Source organism: Clostridioides sp. ZZV15-6597, assembly GCF_020657815.1.
GTDB lineage: Bacteria > Bacillota > Clostridia > Peptostreptococcales > Peptostreptococcaceae > Clostridioides.
This window is the reverse complement of the sequence record NZ_JAGWCT010000096.1, coordinates 1-15,114: the sequence shown is the minus strand read 5'-3', so window position 1 is coordinate 15,114 and position 15,114 is coordinate 1. Positions and strand designations below refer to the sequence as shown.

The following is a 15,114-nucleotide window of genomic DNA, read 5'->3' as shown; positions in this document are numbered from 1 at the left end:
CTTTTTTATTACATAGAGAAATCTCAGACAAAATAAAAACCAATTTAGACTTTGATACATAGTGTAAGAAAAGCATTAAAATCAAGACTTTACATACATAAACAGACAATAAAGTTATAAAAAGAGCACAAAAAATTATTTCTTAACTGCCTTTTTTTCGTTTAGATAGGCTACTTTTTCATCTATTTGCTCCATACAATGTTCCAACACATGTATTTTATTTTGAATATTCTGTTTATGTTGTTCAAATAGGCAAATTCTTTTATCTATTGTATCATCTCCCATATCACAGAAATGAAAGCATTCATATATATCCTTTATAGATAAACCTGCCTTTTTAAGTTCTATAATAAAGACTAGGCGTTCTATATCCTCTTCTAAAAAATAACGAACACCACTTGGTTTTCTATTGATAGGAAGTAACAAGCCTTTTTCTTCATAAAAACGGATTGCTGATGGAGAAATTCCGGTTATTTTTGATACCTCAGTCATGGAATATTGCATGTTCTTTACCTCCATAAAATTTTAAATGAATAATAACATTATAAAAATTCCTTTCATAATAGTCAATCAGTAGTCAATAAAAAAGTATTGACTTCAAGTTAGGTTGAAGTTGTATAGTTTGAAGTGTAAAAATCAACTGGTAAAAGAAAGGATGATATAAATGGAAAAATATGCAACTATGATTAAAGAAAATTTAAATGCAGGAAAAGTACTTTGTGGAATTGCAGTTTCACTGTCTGATTCAGCTGTAAGTGAATTAGTAGGGCTATCTGGATATGATTTTGTCTGGATTGAGGGAGAACATGGAGCCTTAGACCGTAAAGACATTCAGCAACATATGATAGCAGCACATGCTGGCGGTGCTGCTTCTTTAGTTAGATTAGGAAATAGTGACCCTGCTCTTGTTAGAGCCATAATGGATATGGGAACAGATATCATAGGATTTCCATTTATTAATACAGTACAAGACGCACAAAAAGCAGTATCAGTTTGTACCTACCCACCAAAAGGTATAAGAGGATGTAATCCTCAACGTGCTTCTTATTATGGGCGTATGAATTATTTAGACTATATTAAAAACGCAGATAAAGAAACATTGAAAATGATGTTAATTGAGCAAAAATCAGGCTATGACAATCTTGAAGATATAGTTCAGGTTGATGGTGTTGATATTATAGCACTAGGTCCTGGCGACCTATCTTTAGATCTTGGCTTTGCTGGAGATATGGATAGACCAGAAATAAAAAATATGATTACTCATGCTGCTGAGATATGTAAAAAATATAAAATGCCTTTTATTGTCTTTCCAACAATAGAAAAGACAAGCGTTGAAACATGGGTCAATATTGGTGCAAATATGCTTTGCTTTGCACAAGATACAACCTTTATCACTTCTGCTATCAATCAATTATGGTCTTTTTATGATGAAGTTGTACCAGTTGAAAAACATCATTAAATAATTGTATTTCTTGTACAATAAACATACTGCCAGATAACAAATAAAAAATTATTATCCGGCAGTACTGAATATATCTTGAAGTCAAAACATTAACTATTTTCTCTTTTATAGAATATTCATCACATATGTCATACTATTAATATTTTTTAGCTTTATGTATACTAATATTATCATTAGTTTTTAAAAATTAGCTTTTTATAGCATACAAATTTATTCAGCCAACATTTTACCTAATTCAATACAATTAGCCTCTGCCTCTCCATCTGGATCTTCCATTGCTGTGATTCCTTCACCACCTATAATCGTAGCACCAGCATTTTGCATACGTTCTTCCCAATCTCTCATCCATTCACAATTTCCCCAACCATATGAACCAAATAATCCAATTTGTTTACCTGATACCATTGATTCTAATTCTGATACAAATGGTTCCATATAACCTTCTTCTAATTGCTCTGCTCCCATAGATGGGCAACCTAGTGCAAATTTATTTTCTCCTTTTAAATCGCTTGGTTTCAATAAACTTACATCTAAAACCTCTGGTGTTTTACCTTTTGACTTTACACCTTCTGCTACAAAATTTGCCATTTTTTCAGTATTTCCTGTTCCACTCCAATAAACAATATATATTTTACTCATTTTTACCTCCTATGATATTTTTAATTAATTTATTAGTTAGCTATAGCTAACTAATATTTAAAAAATAAAAGATTTCTTTATTTGAAATCTCTTTATTTTTTCTAAATATATAATATCATGAGTAGTTTTAAAAATCAATATTTATTGATAATATTTCTCATTAAATAATTTTTATCATTTATCTATTAAATACATAGTCTTCATTTTTCATTAGCAAACAAATACTATCTTTTAGTATTACCCTTGTATTTATAAAGATTTAAATATAGGTAACCATTTCCTTGTTCTGTTCTAGGCAAACCAAGTGCCCTTGTACACTTTATTAACTGTGCATACAACTCAGCTTCATCAAAATTTCGTTCAAATTCTTCTCTTGCCCACTCTTTAATCAATGCCATTGAACCCGTTACATAGGGTGCACTCATACTAGTACCACTCATAATAGCAAGTTTATTATCCATATAAGTTGATAAAATATTTCTTCCTGGTGCAACTAAATCTATTGTACTATTTGAATTGCTAAATTTCTCAACTAAATAGTTTTCATTTATTGCACCTACTTCTATTACTTCAGGATAACTTGCTGGGTAACTATATTCACTTGTACTAGAATCCCCATCTCCATTATTACCAGCTGCACACACTATAGGAATATTATTTTTTACTGCTTGTAAAACAGCATTTTTTAGATTTTTATCATCTTTATTCCCTCCTAGAGACATAGATATAATATCCACCTTGCTACTTACAGCAAAGTTGATAGCATTAATTATACTCTGATACGTCCCAATACCATCTTTATTTAATGCTTTTGCTATTAATAATTTACAATCTGGTGCTACTCCCATAACTTCATTATTATAATTAGATGCTGCTATAATACCTGCTACATGTGTTCCATGTCCATTAAAATCCTCATATATATTTTTATTTCCATTACTATCATCACTGAAATTTACCCCTCCAATGACTTTCCCTTTTAATAGAGGATGAGATGTATCACAACCTGTATCTATTATACCAACTACAACATTTTTACCAGTGTATCCCTCTTCCCACATTCCTTTAGCATTCATTTGTTTTATACCATATGGAAATTTATTCTTTGTTCCTCTTAGATTTTCATTTATCTCATATGGAATTAACTTCATTTTTTTATTCATAATGTATCCCCCTAAAAATTTTATTGCATATAAAAAATTATAAACAAGTTAAAATGATAAACTATAAATTAATAATTTAATTTATAGTTACATGATTATACTCATCTATTTATATTTATGATATGTTTTTTATTTTTAGGAGTCATATTTTATTATCTACAAAATAAAATTTATGTGCTATATCAAAATAAAGATTTGCTTACATATGCAGATTTACTTTTTTATAAGATATAATATATTTACTATTTCAAAACTGCCCCTGTATTTGCTGATGTAACCAGTTTAGCATATCTACTTAAATATCCATGCTTTATTTTTGGTTCCAAAGGCTTAAATTTTGATTTTCTCTTTTCCATTTCTACATCACTTACTTTTAATTCTAATTTTTTATCTGGTATATTTATAGAAATTATATCTCCTTCTTCAACTATTCCTATTAAACCACCTTCCATAGCTTCTGGAGAAATATGTCCTATAGATGCCCCTCTGGTAGCTCCTGAAAAACGACCATCAGTAAGAAGTGCTACATGCTTATCAAGTCCTATTCCCGCAACTGCTGAGGTAGGAGATAACATTTCTTTCATTCCTGGCCCTCCTTTTGGACCTTCATATCTTATAACTATAACATCACCTTTATTTATTTTTTTGCCAAATATAGCACTAACAGCTTCTTCTTCTGAATTAAAAACTCTTGCTGGACCTTCATGAACCAACATTTCCTCTGCTACTGCTGATTTTTTTACAACTGCTCCATTTGTAGCAAGATTACCTCTTAAAATTGCTAGGCCTCCTTGACTGCTATACGGATTTTCTAATGTATGTATTACTTCTTCGTTCTTTATCTCACAATTTTTTATGTTTTCTCCTATAGTCTTGCCTGTTACTGTTTTACAATCTAAATTTATTCCTTTTATCTTTGAAATTTCATTCATTATAGCTGGTATTCCGCCTGCCATATGTAAATCTTCGATATGATGCTTACCACTTGGACTTAATTTTGTTAAACAAGGAGTTTTTTCACTTATTTCATCAAATAAATCTAAATTAAGTTCTATTCCTGCTTCATAGGCTATTGCAGGTAAATGAAGCACTGTATTTGTAGAGCCAGCCATTGCCATATCTACAGTTATTGCATTTTTAAAAGCATCTATTGTCAAAATATCTCTAGGCTTTATATCATTCTTAAGAAGTTCCATGACATACATACCTGCATATTTTGCTATTCTTTTTCTTTCTCCTGAATGTGAAGCAGCAGTACCATTATATGGAATACCCATACCTAGTGCCTCTGTTAAACAATTCATACTATTAGCTGTAAAAAGCCCAGAACATGAACCACAACCAGGACAAGAATTCATTGACAACACTTCTAGTTCCTCTTCACTCATTGTTCCATCCTTACAAGCTCCAACACCTTCCATTGCAGAGTTAAAGTCATATACTTTTCCATTTGCTTTTCCTGGAAGCATAGGACCTCCACTTACAACAACACTTGGTATATTAAGTCTTGCAGCAGCCATTAACATTCCTGGCACTATTTTATCACAATTAGGTATAAGTACTAAAGCGTCAAAACCATGTGCCATCGCCATTGCCTCTATAGAATCGGCTATTAATTCTCTTGAAGCAAGTGAATAATTCATTCCAACATGTCCCATAGCTATACCATCACAAACTCCTATAGCTGGAAATTCTAATGGTAATCCACCACTCATTCTCACTCCATTTTTTGCTGCTTCTGCTATTTCATCAAGATGAAGATGACCAGGAATCACTTCATTTTGTGCATTTACTATACCTATTAGTGGTCTTTCAATCTCTTCTCTAGTAAGACCCATTCCATACATTAATGCTCTCTTTGGAGCTCCTTCTATTCCTTTTTTTATATCACTTCTCATGGTATTACCTCTTTCTTATATTTTTAAAATTTTCATAATATTATTATAATATATTTTTATATCAATTAATTACAAAAAATCCAAAAAATATTAAAAGATATTAATATAAAATTATTACGATTTTATATTAATATCTTACACAAATAAATTAAATGCTTATTCTCTCTTGGATATACTAGTTGGAGAAATCTTTTTTGCCAATATTAAAGATGCTATTATTAATAAAAGCAACAACACTATAGAAATTATAAAAGAAGGATTAGTAACATCAATAGCTTTATCTCCTATATTTAAGAACACTAATGTTCCTGGTAAAATACCAATAAATGTTGCAAGTATATAACTACTAAACTTTATGTTAGTAAGTCCTGCTCCATAGTTTATAAGATTATATGGAGTAATTGGTATCAATCTTAATACAAATATAATAAAAAATCCTCTCTTCTCATCTGCCTCCATAAAAAGTTCCCATAAAGATGGTGCTAATTTATTTTTTAAAAACTTAGTTATGGTATCTTTAGCTAATACCTTTGCCATCATAAACATAATTGCACTATTAATACCTGCACCTATTATCGTATAAAGTGTTCCTTTCCACAATCCAAATGCTAATCCTCCAGCCAATGCTAAGACTGGAACTGGAAAAAAAGTAATTGGTAAAATTGAGAAAATCAATATATATACAAAAGGTGCATAGTTTCCATATGATTGCACATATTGACGTATCTGCTCTGCTGTAATATCTCTAAAAAATGTATAATAAACGAGTATAAAAATAACAATGATAAGTGCTGTAACAATTCCTTTCAAATTCTTTTTTATAATAAGTATCATCCTTTCTATATGTATTTATTGTATATCGATATTATTTATTTTCTTTTTCAAGTTTTAATAAATAACCCTTTATTTTTATTCCATCCAAATAACTTCTTCATCACTTCTTATAATATTATCTCTTTGTCAGATTTTCAAGTTTCGATAATATTATTATAATACATTTTTTTATTAACTAATTACAAAAATCTAAGAAATATCAACAAATTGCACAATTAAGCTAAATAAAAAAGTTTTGTTATATTACTTAGAAAATTTTTTAAATAATATGGAAAATAGTATTATTTATAAAAAATAAGGGCTTTATTATTTTATCCATTGATAAATATTGTTTTTTCTAATAAATAAAAAAACATTCCATTAAGAGAATGTTTTTAGGAATATCTATTATCAGTGGAGTAATAATTTCTTGATGTAATGCCAATACAGACAATATATCTTTTGCAACAGGCCAATTGTAATCTCGTATCCATTCTAAAAGCCTATGGCAAATAGGTTTTATTTCTTCATCAGATAATAATTTTAATTTTTCAATATTACAGTTATTAAACTTATCTTTTGGAAGTAGTTCTTCTACATTTTTCATAATATATTTCTCCAATCCAAGACACAATAGTTGTCTTATCTCCCTTAATTAAATAGACAAAAATCGTTTATGTTTAGATTCTCATATCTACATGTATAAATGTCAAACAAATTATAACTTAATATACTTGTATATAAGTACTGATATTAATCTGAACACCACTTTGCCTTTTACTAGATATACAGTTTATAGTAGTATGACCATGATTCTTTCTAGATTTTAAAGAATTAAAATCTTCTTAAACATATCCATTTTATTATATTATAAAAATGACATATTTTTATATACAATAAATTTTCAAAATAATAAATGTTATTTTAAGTTAATCAAATATAATATTTGAAACTTTATCCCAGTTAATCTCTCTCGAATTATATTCAGGGTGTGATAATTTCACTACATGAGTTGAATTATTATAATTATAATAAATTGTAGTAGTACCATCAATTTGATTCTTCTTGTATCCTTGATAGCTAGCACCATTTGGCACTTTTTTTTCAATAAGACTATATGCATATGAAGCATCAAGCATTCTTACTTTATTTGGAAATATTAACATAAAAAAAGTTATAAGAGCAAAAATACATATACATGTAATACTATACCATTTAATCCATTTCATACAATTCCTCCTATTTTACCAATATATACTATTATTATTTCCATATATTTATAATATTTATACATATGATAAAATTTTTAAACATTTACATATTAGGTGTAGAAGATTCTATTTTATAAGTTAATAAATTTTTAAGGTTTTATTAAAGAAAAATTTATTTTTAAAGATTACAATAAAGATAGTATTTATGAGGTTAAAAATATAAATTTTGAAGGGAGATAAATTACAATTATGTGGACACTTTATCCGTTATTTTGTGCAATATTACCTTGTTTAATATACCAAATAATTGTTATAAGAAAAGTAAATTTAAAAGAAAAGAGGAGTTTAATAACACATCTAATATGGGTCTATGTTTTTTTATTTTATATTTACTTAGCACTTAGCAAAGCAGGTATTGGAAGTATATGGGATATAGGTAGATATGATGAAATTATTAGGCTAGATGAAATAAATTTAATTCCATTTAGTTCAAGTGGTGCTTTAACTTATATTCTAAACATCATCATGTTTATGCCTTTAGGATTTTTACTTCCTTTGATTTGGGAAAGATATAGAAATTTTATTAGTATATTATGGACTGGATTAGTTTTTTCATTAGCAATTGAGATTTGTCAATTATTCAATCATAGAGCTACAGATATTGATGATTTGATGATGAATACTCTAGGTGCTATTTTGGGATATTTCATATGGATATGTATAAATAATTTATTTAATTATATAAGTAAAAAGACTCTCTTTTCATATCGATATGAACAAACTGTTAAAGATGAAATTGCTGTTGAAGCTGATGATGATACAAATAGAAAAGCTATTAATCTTCCTAAAAATGAAACTATTATGTACTTAATATTAGCTGTCTTAGGAGAATTTCTATTGTATAATTTTTATATCATTCCTTATTAGATAGTTTAATATACATTAAATTTACATTTTATTTTAATATTTATGTATAAATAAAATCCCCCTTCTTATTACATTAAGAATGGGGTATTTTATTCTTTAAAGATAATATATTTAAAAATAATCTTTTTATATTATTGATAATACCTATTTTCCCTTTTATACTTGATTGTTGCAAAAACAATATTTAAAATAATCTATAACTTTTAATTATAATTACCTTCAACAAAATTATTAAAATACTTTTCAAATCTTAACAGCCTAACATAATCGCCTTACTTAATTGGCATTTGAAATATTCGATTTACATTACATCTAACTTTATTAGCAGTTATATAATCATACTCAGTACCATTCTCAATAAAATTTTGTATCTTATCTAATACTTGTATTGCTCTCTCTTTACTTTCATAATCTCCTATCTTCCTAGTATTATACATATCTTCAAATGTTACATATATTTGATTATCATTTATTTCAATTTTACTAACTTTCATTAAATTAGTTTTATCCTGGCTTCTAATTATTATCATTTCAACCTCTCCAATATATTTAATTTATTTTAAAGTCATTTCCTTGTTATATACTATTTTGACATAATTAAAACTTTTGCCATTACATACTTATATAACATCTTTCTCTTTTGAGAATTTCTTTAATTTTAAAATATTTACTAAATTAGTTCTCTTTTTTATTTCCATGATAAATCATCTGTTAATTATTCCAACACCATTATATAATCTATTTCACTTAGTAAAACTTATCCTTACCACCCTTCTCATATTGATTTATACATTTGGTAATTGTATTAATAAAAATTTTTATTCAAATCATTTGCATCTTAAATCATTTATATCAAAACTCAATATTTTTACAAAGTGCATATCTCTTTTCTTATAAACTTAGTTTTATATTTCCTTCAAATAAATGTATTATAGGATTTATTTTTAATATTTTTATTACTTTTTTGATTTATTTTTAATAGCATCATTTTTAATTTTGATTTTTTGTATTTAACATATCACCTCTCCATAAATTACCACTTGTATAATTTATATTATATATATACAAACGGTAATTATCAATCTTTTTTCTTCTCTTTTATCTTTTTTTATATATTTTTGGTAATTTTATTTTACTTTTTAGTAAAATAACTTATAATTTCGGTAAGGAGTGATGTACATATGGAAAGTTTAGGAGATAGAATAGCAAAGTTAAGAAAAGAGTTGGATATAAATCAAAAGGAACTTGCTACTAAAGTTGGTATAACTGAAGCTAGTTTATCACGTTATGAAAATAATCTGCGAGAACCTAAAAGTGAAATAATAGTAAGATTAGCAAAAGCACTGAAGACATCTACAGATTATTTATTAGGTATAAATGAAAATACAAAAATAAATAGAGAAGACAAATTAATAATAGAAAGTTTATCAGTTAGTGAAAAAACAAAACAACTTTTAGAAAAGATATATTCACTTGAGGAAGAAGATAGAGAAGCTATAGAAAAAATGATTGATAATGCTTATATAAAGAGATTTTTAAAAGAAGAGAACTAATTCTCTTCTTTTACTTTTTCCAAGATTTCTAATAACAGTTCATAAAAATCAATATCTACACTCAATAAAAAATCTAATTTAATTCCTGTGTCTTTAATTTTTTCCTTTCTTATAATAGTAGTATTTGATTTTTCCACATGCACCATCCCCCAGCGAACCTATGTTCTTAATTTTATTCAAAGATTCCCAACAAATTTTTAATAAAAATTATATAATTATAATTTTTCCATTTCATAAAATATTTTTCTATTATCCAAAATTTTCTTGGATAATTATCTTAACTATATAATAATACTTTTATTCTACAGATGCAATAAAAAACTCGTAATTATAACAAAAAAATCTATTATTGTAGAATTTTGTATATTTTTTATGTTTTTATATATTTTTTAAGATAATTCTCATTATAAAATTTTGTATAAATATATAAATTTTTATGTTTATTTAATCTACTTTTTAGTACTTGATAAATTATAAAAAAATACTGAAAATGATAGTTTACTAACTATCATTTTCAGTATTTTTTTGCCATTTATAAACATAATTAAAATCTACTTTCTAAGGGGGGAATAGACTTATCTGCCTACGCTTCAAGATTCTCTCACAAAATAGTATTTCTCTTTTATTTAGTTCCTTAAAAATCATCAGTAAATAGTATCAAATTCACTATTATTCTCTGCTACTTTTTCCTTTTCAACAAATAAATTTATGTTATTCTATTTATATTTGTGTAGTAAAATTTATTCAGCTTTAGACAATTTTTATTATTGAGAGTTTAAGTTTTCATGATTTAATTATTGGAACTTAATTATTAGTGAAGATAAAGTTAATTTTCATTATAAGTATTATCTTTCAATATGTACTTACTATATAATTCTATTATTTATTTTCACTTTCAAGTTTTAATAAATAATCCTTTGTTTTTATTCCGCCCAAATAACCTCTTAAACTTCCATTAGAACCAATAAGCCTATGGCAAGGTATAAAAATAGAGATAGGATTTTTACTATTGGCTAATCCCACTGCTCTATATGATTTAGGTCTATTAATTGTATTTGCTAATTCTAGATAAGTTCTTGTTTCTCCATATGGAATTTTGCAAAGTTCACTCCAAACTTGTTTACTAAACTCACTTCCTGATGGATGTAATGGTAAAGCAAATTTTTTTCTATCACCATTTAGATATTCACTTAACTGTTTATTTGCTTCTTTTATAATTTCAGTCTCTTTAACTGTGTATTTTTCACAAGATAATTCTTGCATACCAAAGAATAAATCTGTAATATAATTATTTTCTTCTGATATTCCTATGTTCCCAATTTTAGTTTCATAGTAAAATATATTTTTCATTAAATACTATATCCTTCCACATTTATTTTTACCTTCAGTTATATTAATAGTTTTATTTATTTATATCATATATTTTATCAACTTTTATTAAAAAAAACTTTAATACTCTTAAAAATAGTTATATAATATAAAATCAATTAATAATCCTATATTACATAAATAATAAAAATAATTATATTTTCCTTCTTAAAACTATAAATCTATAAATTAATTAACATTAATCAACAAGAAAGTCAGTAGAGCATAATGTATCAAACCGCACATTTTGCTCTACTGACTTTTATTACTTAACTAAAACTTCAATATTTTCATTTTTCCCATCTATAACTATAGTACAGCCAGTATATATATCTCCAGCAATAAGTTTTCTTGCAATTATAGTTTCTAATGTATTTCCTATATATCTCTTAAGAGGTCTTGCACCATACACAGGGTCATAACCTTCTCTCACCATAACATCTTTAGCTGAATCTGTAACTTCAATAGAAATATCTTTTTCTTTTAATCTATTTTTTAAATCTTCCATAAATATGTCTATAATTTTCTTGATATTATCTTGGTCTAAAGGTTTAAACATTATAATATCATCTATTCTATTTAGAAATTCAGGTTTAAATCGATGCTTCATCTCATTCATTACAAGACTGTTAGTAGTATCTGTTATGTTTCCACCTGCTTCTAATAAATAATTACTTCCTATATTAGAGGTCATTATTATAAGAGTATTTTTGAAGTCTACAGTCTTACCTTTATTATCAGTAAGTCTACCATCATCTAATATTTGTAAAAACATATTAAATACATCTTCATGTGCCTTTTCTATCTCATCAAATAATATTACAGAATAAGGTGCACGTCTAACTGCTTCTGTAAGTTGTCCCCCCTCTTCATATCCTACATATCCTGGAGGAGGTCCTACTAATCTTGATACAGCATGTTTTTCCATATATTCAGACATGTCAATTCTAATTATATTATCTTCACTATCAAATAAATTTCTAGCAAGAGTTTTTGCAAGTTCAGTTTTTCCAACTCCTGTAGGTCCTAAGAATATAAATGAACCAATTGGTTTTCTTTCATCTTTTAGGCCAGCTCTTGCACGTATTACTGCATTTGAAACTGCTGTAACTGCTTCATTCTGTCCAATAACTCTCTTATGAAGTTCATCTTCTAGCTTAAGCAGCTTTTCTCTTTCACCTTCAACTAATTTAGTTACTGGTATACCTGTCCACTTTGATACAATATTAGATATTTCTTCTTCTGTAACTTCTTCTTTTAAAAGTGAATTCTCAGAACCATCATTCATACTTTCCTCATATTTTTTTATTTGCTCTTCTAATTTAGGTATTTCACCATATTTAACCTCTGCTGCTTTATTAAAATCATATTCTCTTTCATATTTTTCAGCTTTCCCTTTAGCTTCATCTAATTGAGATTTTAAATTTTTAATATCTAATATTTGACTCTTCTCTTTTTCATATTTAGCAGTCATTTCATCATTTTTAGATTTTAACTCTGCTATTTCCTTTTGAATGTCTTCTAGTCTTGACTTACTCTTATCATCATTTTCTTTGAGTAAAGCTTCTCTTTCAGTTTCTAGTGTAAATAATTTTCTTCTAACCACATCTAATTCTGTTGGTAATGAATCTATTTCACTACGAATCATAGCTCCAGCTTCATCTATTAAATCTATTGCTTTATCTGGTAAAAATCTATCTTGTATATATCTATGAGAAAATTTTGCTGCTGCTACAATAGCATTATCATGAATTCTTACTCCATGATGTATCTCAAATCGTTCTTTAAGTCCTCTAAGTATAGATATTGTATCTTCAACAGTAGGTTCTTCTGCAATTACAGGTTGGAAACGTCTTTCAAGTGCTTTATCTTTTTCTATATATTTTCTGTATTCATCAAAAGTAGTTGCACCAATACAATTTAACTCTCCTCTTGCAAGCATAGGCTTAATCAGGTTACCTGCATCCATTGATCCTTCTGTTTTACCAGCTCCAACTATAGTATGAATCTCATCTATAAATAATATGATTTTTCCATCAGAACTTTGAACTTCTTTTAAGACAGCCTTTAATCTTTCTTCAAATTCTCCTCTATATTTTGCACCAGCAATCAATGCACCCATATCAAGAGAGAATACTATTTTATCTTTTAATCCTTCTGGTACATCTCCTCTTACTATTCTTTCTGCTAAGCCTTCAACTATCGCAGTTTTACCTACACCTGGTTCACCAATTAATACAGGGTTATTTTTTGTTCTTCTCGATAAAATTCTTATAATTCTTCTTATTTCTTCATCTCTTCCAATTACAGGGTCTAACTTATTTTTTTTAGCTAAATCTACTAAATTTGTTCCATATCTAGCAAGCGCATCATATGTTCCTTCTGGGTCTTGCGTTTCTACCCTTTGACTACCTCTAACTTGTGATAAAACGTTTAAAAAGTCATTTTTATTTATATTATATTGTTTCAATATTTTACCAACAACTGATTTTGATTCTGTTTCCATCATTGCAAGCATAACATGCTCAACACTTATATATGAATCTTTAAATTCTTTAGAAATACTTTCTGCTTTTATAAGTACTTCATTTATTTTTCTAGTAGCTGACACTCCTTGTGAATCTGCTCCTTCTCCATATACTTTTGGAAGTTTATCCATTTCAAGGTTTACAGTATTTCTTAAAGAATCTATTGATATATTCATCTTTTCTATTATATTTGGTATTAACCCATCTTCTTGATTAATAAGTGCTGAAAAAAGATGAATTACATCTACTTGTTGGTTATGATTTTTTACTGCTTCATTATAAGCCTCATTTAAACTTTTTTGAACTCTTAAAGTCATTTTTTCTACGTCCATATAAATCCCTCCATTTTAATATTATATCCAAATAAATTAAATTCTCTCATTTATGATTATTGATTTTCTAAGCTCCAAAAGACTATCAAGCAAACTTTCATTTTTTTGTATGTCAAAACTTAATGTCAGATTAAAGGTTCCATCTGAGTTAAAAAAATCAAACACTTCTTTTGATTTTGCTTTTAGATATAAGTCTTCATCTATAAGTCTTTTTTCACCTATTAACAAATACTGGCATTTCTCTATAAAACTCTTTCTAAAATCAATAGTATATAGATTTTCTAAAAGATTATATTGGTAAATTGCAATATTATTAAACACTTTTAATAAATTTGAATTTACAAAATTGTAAATTTGATTATCGTTATACAGTGATATTTGTTCGTATATATACTCTCTAAATAAAGGATGAATGTTTTGTCTAAGTTTCAAAGTAACTTCGGCTGGTATTTCAAAATACAACTTCCAGTATTCAGAATTATTTTTTTCTAATATAAATGCTACTTTGTTTAAACTAGTGGGGCTAATCTCTTTTAATGTACATTCAAAATTATAATGTCTCAAACTAGTTTCTTCATTTTCAAATACATAATCAAACCACTGTAGAACATTTCTATCAAGTTTTAAACTCATATAAAAACCTTCTTCCTTATTTACTAACCTTATTAGGTCTTTTTATCTGATTATATTCTTCTAATAAACTTTCTTTATCAGCTCTATTTCCTTTATATGCTATATGTGGATTTATCATATACTCACCATTTTTTACTCTCTGTAAAAAATCTAATTTTTTTAGTTCTGTAAACAATGAAGACAAGGAAGTCTTTGGATATTCAAATTCACAAGATAATTCATGTAATGTTTTTCTAATCTTATTATTTTTATCCATAGAATTTATTAATTTTATTGGAATTAAATCTCTCTTAGTATACATTCCTTCTGCCACTTTGATATAATTTTTAAAGCAAACATTCATATATTTACTTTTGTTCATAATCAAATTTCTACTCTCTGTATATTCTTGATTTAAATCTTTTTTTAATGCCTTCTCTAAATTAAATATCTCTTCTCACTCTCCTTATCTCTAATTGATAATATAAATATATTACAAAAAAATATGTATGTCAAAAACAAAAACAGCAAAAGTTTATCTATAAAGTAAACTTTTATTTATCCAGAAGCTAAACTTTATTATTTCTTAAAATTAGCATTTTCAATTT

16 protein-coding genes are annotated in these 15,114 nt (G+C 26.8%); 3 read left to right on the top strand and 13 right to left on the bottom strand.

The annotated features are described in order from the left end of the window. Nucleotides 1-135 precede the first annotated feature (135 nt). A complete protein-coding gene (locus KGF52_RS16785; RefSeq protein ID WP_227827974.1) occupies nt 136-504 on the bottom strand; it encodes a MerR family transcriptional regulator in 369 nt (122 codons plus the stop codon). A 160-nt stretch (nt 505-664) separates the two neighbouring features. Here KGF52_RS16785 and KGF52_RS16780 point away from each other — a divergent pair, with 160 nt between their 5' ends. Continuing rightward, nucleotides 665-1,459 (top strand): HpcH/HpaI aldolase family protein, encoded by a 795-nt coding sequence (locus tag KGF52_RS16780; protein WP_227840964.1) that lies wholly within the window; start codon nt 665-667, stop codon nt 1,457-1,459. Between the two features lie 213 nt (nt 1,460-1,672). Here KGF52_RS16780 and KGF52_RS16775 read toward each other — a convergent pair whose 3' ends face one another. The 6 genes from KGF52_RS16775 to KGF52_RS16750 form a co-directional block, all read right to left on the bottom strand. Next, nucleotides 1,673-2,101 carry a flavodoxin gene (locus KGF52_RS16775; RefSeq protein WP_227827972.1) on the bottom strand — a complete coding sequence of 143 codons (429 nt, stop codon included), beginning with the start codon at nt 2,099-2,101 and terminating at the stop codon, nt 1,673-1,675. Nucleotides 2,102-2,325: 224 nt separating this feature from the next. Beyond that, complete coding sequence (locus KGF52_RS16770) at nt 2,326-3,264, bottom strand: S8 family peptidase (RefSeq protein WP_227840963.1); 939 nt, start codon at nt 3,262-3,264, stop codon at nt 2,326-2,328. A gap of 242 nt (nt 3,265-3,506) precedes the next feature. After that, complete coding sequence (gene ilvD, locus KGF52_RS16765; protein WP_227840962.1) at nt 3,507-5,162, bottom strand: dihydroxy-acid dehydratase; 1,656 nt, start codon at nt 5,160-5,162, stop codon at nt 3,507-3,509. A gap of 156 nt (nt 5,163-5,318) precedes the next feature. After that, complete coding sequence (locus tag KGF52_RS16760) at nt 5,319-5,996, bottom strand: TVP38/TMEM64 family protein (RefSeq protein WP_227840961.1); 678 nt, start codon at nt 5,994-5,996, stop codon at nt 5,319-5,321. Between the two features lie 337 nt (nt 5,997-6,333). Further along, complete coding sequence (locus KGF52_RS16755; protein WP_227840960.1) at nt 6,334-6,582, bottom strand: DUF5071 domain-containing protein; 249 nt, start codon at nt 6,580-6,582, stop codon at nt 6,334-6,336. 322 nt (nt 6,583-6,904) lie between these two features. After that, complete coding sequence (locus tag KGF52_RS16750; RefSeq protein ID WP_227840959.1) at nt 6,905-7,204, bottom strand: hypothetical protein; 300 nt, start codon at nt 7,202-7,204, stop codon at nt 6,905-6,907. Between the two features lie 231 nt (nt 7,205-7,435). On the opposite strand from KGF52_RS16750, the gene KGF52_RS16745 reads away from it, so the two are divergent. Beyond that, nucleotides 7,436-8,113 (top strand): VanZ family protein, encoded by a 678-nt coding sequence (locus KGF52_RS16745; RefSeq protein WP_227840958.1) that lies wholly within the window; start codon nt 7,436-7,438, stop codon nt 8,111-8,113. Between the two features lie 272 nt (nt 8,114-8,385). On the opposite strand, the gene KGF52_RS16740 is transcribed toward KGF52_RS16745, so the two are convergent. Then, a complete protein-coding gene (locus KGF52_RS16740) occupies nt 8,386-8,643 on the bottom strand; it encodes a hypothetical protein (RefSeq protein ID WP_227827965.1) in 258 nt (85 codons plus the stop codon). Nucleotides 8,644-9,294: 651 nt separating this feature from the next. Between KGF52_RS16740 and KGF52_RS16735 the strand changes: the two genes are divergently transcribed. After that, nucleotides 9,295-9,666, top strand: coding sequence for a helix-turn-helix domain-containing protein (locus KGF52_RS16735; protein ID WP_227827964.1), 372 nt, complete (start codon nt 9,295-9,297; stop codon nt 9,664-9,666). Here KGF52_RS16735 and KGF52_RS16730 read toward each other — a convergent pair. The 5 genes from KGF52_RS16730 to KGF52_RS16710 all read right to left on the bottom strand — a co-directional run bounded on the left by KGF52_RS16730 (nt 9,663) and on the right by KGF52_RS16710 (nt 14,888). Then, a complete protein-coding gene (locus KGF52_RS16730) occupies nt 9,663-9,803 on the bottom strand; it encodes a hypothetical protein (RefSeq protein WP_227435245.1) in 141 nt (46 codons plus the stop codon). The genes KGF52_RS16735 and KGF52_RS16730 overlap by 4 nt on opposite strands. A 742-nt stretch (nt 9,804-10,545) precedes the next feature. After that, nucleotides 10,546-11,016, bottom strand: a complete 471-nt coding sequence (locus KGF52_RS16725; RefSeq protein ID WP_227840957.1) for a methylated-DNA--[protein]-cysteine S-methyltransferase — start codon at nt 11,014-11,016, stop codon at nt 10,546-10,548. Nucleotides 11,017-11,299: 283 nt separating this feature from the next. Next, the gene (clpB, locus tag KGF52_RS16720; protein ID WP_227840956.1) at nt 11,300-13,894 is read right to left on the bottom strand and encodes an ATP-dependent chaperone ClpB; all 2,595 of its coding nucleotides are present in this window, start codon (nt 13,892-13,894) and stop codon (nt 11,300-11,302) included. Nucleotides 13,895-13,930: 36 nt separating this feature from the next. Then, entirely contained in the window at nt 13,931-14,527 is a 597-nt protein-coding gene (locus KGF52_RS16715) for a hypothetical protein (RefSeq protein WP_227827961.1), read from the bottom strand. Between the two features lie 16 nt (nt 14,528-14,543). Beyond that, complete coding sequence (locus KGF52_RS16710) at nt 14,544-14,888, bottom strand: replication/maintenance protein RepL (RefSeq protein ID WP_227840955.1); 345 nt, start codon at nt 14,886-14,888, stop codon at nt 14,544-14,546. Between the last annotated feature and the right edge of the window lie 226 nt (nt 14,889-15,114).

Coding starts and splice junctions, on each gene's coding strand:
- KGF52_RS16735 (WP_227827964.1), top strand. CDS start 9,295: ATGGAAAGTTTAGGAGATAGAATAGCAAAGTTAAGAAAAGAGTTGGAT.
- KGF52_RS16775 (WP_227827972.1), bottom strand. CDS start 2,101: ATGAGTAAAATATATATTGTTTATTGGAGTGGAACAGGAAATACTGAA.
- KGF52_RS16785 (WP_227827974.1), bottom strand. CDS start 504: ATGCAATATTCCATGACTGAGGTATCAAAAATAACCGGAATTTCTCCA.
- KGF52_RS16725 (WP_227840957.1), bottom strand. CDS start 11,016: ATGAAAAATATATTTTACTATGAAACTAAAATTGGGAACATAGGAATA.
- clpB (WP_227840956.1), bottom strand. CDS start 13,894: ATGGACGTAGAAAAAATGACTTTAAGAGTTCAAAAAAGTTTAAATGAG.
- KGF52_RS16755 (WP_227840960.1), bottom strand. CDS start 6,582: ATGAAAAATGTAGAAGAACTACTTCCAAAAGATAAGTTTAATAACTGT.
- KGF52_RS16715 (WP_227827961.1), bottom strand. CDS start 14,527: ATGAGTTTAAAACTTGATAGAAATGTTCTACAGTGGTTTGATTATGTA.
- KGF52_RS16760 (WP_227840961.1), bottom strand. CDS start 5,996: ATGATACTTATTATAAAAAAGAATTTGAAAGGAATTGTTACAGCACTT.
- KGF52_RS16710 (WP_227840955.1), bottom strand. CDS start 14,888: ATGAACAAAAGTAAATATATGAATGTTTGCTTTAAAAATTATATCAAA.
- KGF52_RS16780 (WP_227840964.1), top strand. CDS start 665: ATGGAAAAATATGCAACTATGATTAAAGAAAATTTAAATGCAGGAAAA.
- KGF52_RS16740 (WP_227827965.1), bottom strand. CDS start 8,643: ATGATAATAATTAGAAGCCAGGATAAAACTAATTTAATGAAAGTTAGT.
- KGF52_RS16750 (WP_227840959.1), bottom strand. CDS start 7,204: ATGAAATGGATTAAATGGTATAGTATTACATGTATATGTATTTTTGCT.
- KGF52_RS16770 (WP_227840963.1), bottom strand. CDS start 3,264: ATGAATAAAAAAATGAAGTTAATTCCATATGAGATAAATGAAAATCTA.
- ilvD (WP_227840962.1), bottom strand. CDS start 5,162: ATGAGAAGTGATATAAAAAAAGGAATAGAAGGAGCTCCAAAGAGAGCA.
- KGF52_RS16745 (WP_227840958.1), top strand. CDS start 7,436: ATGTGGACACTTTATCCGTTATTTTGTGCAATATTACCTTGTTTAATA.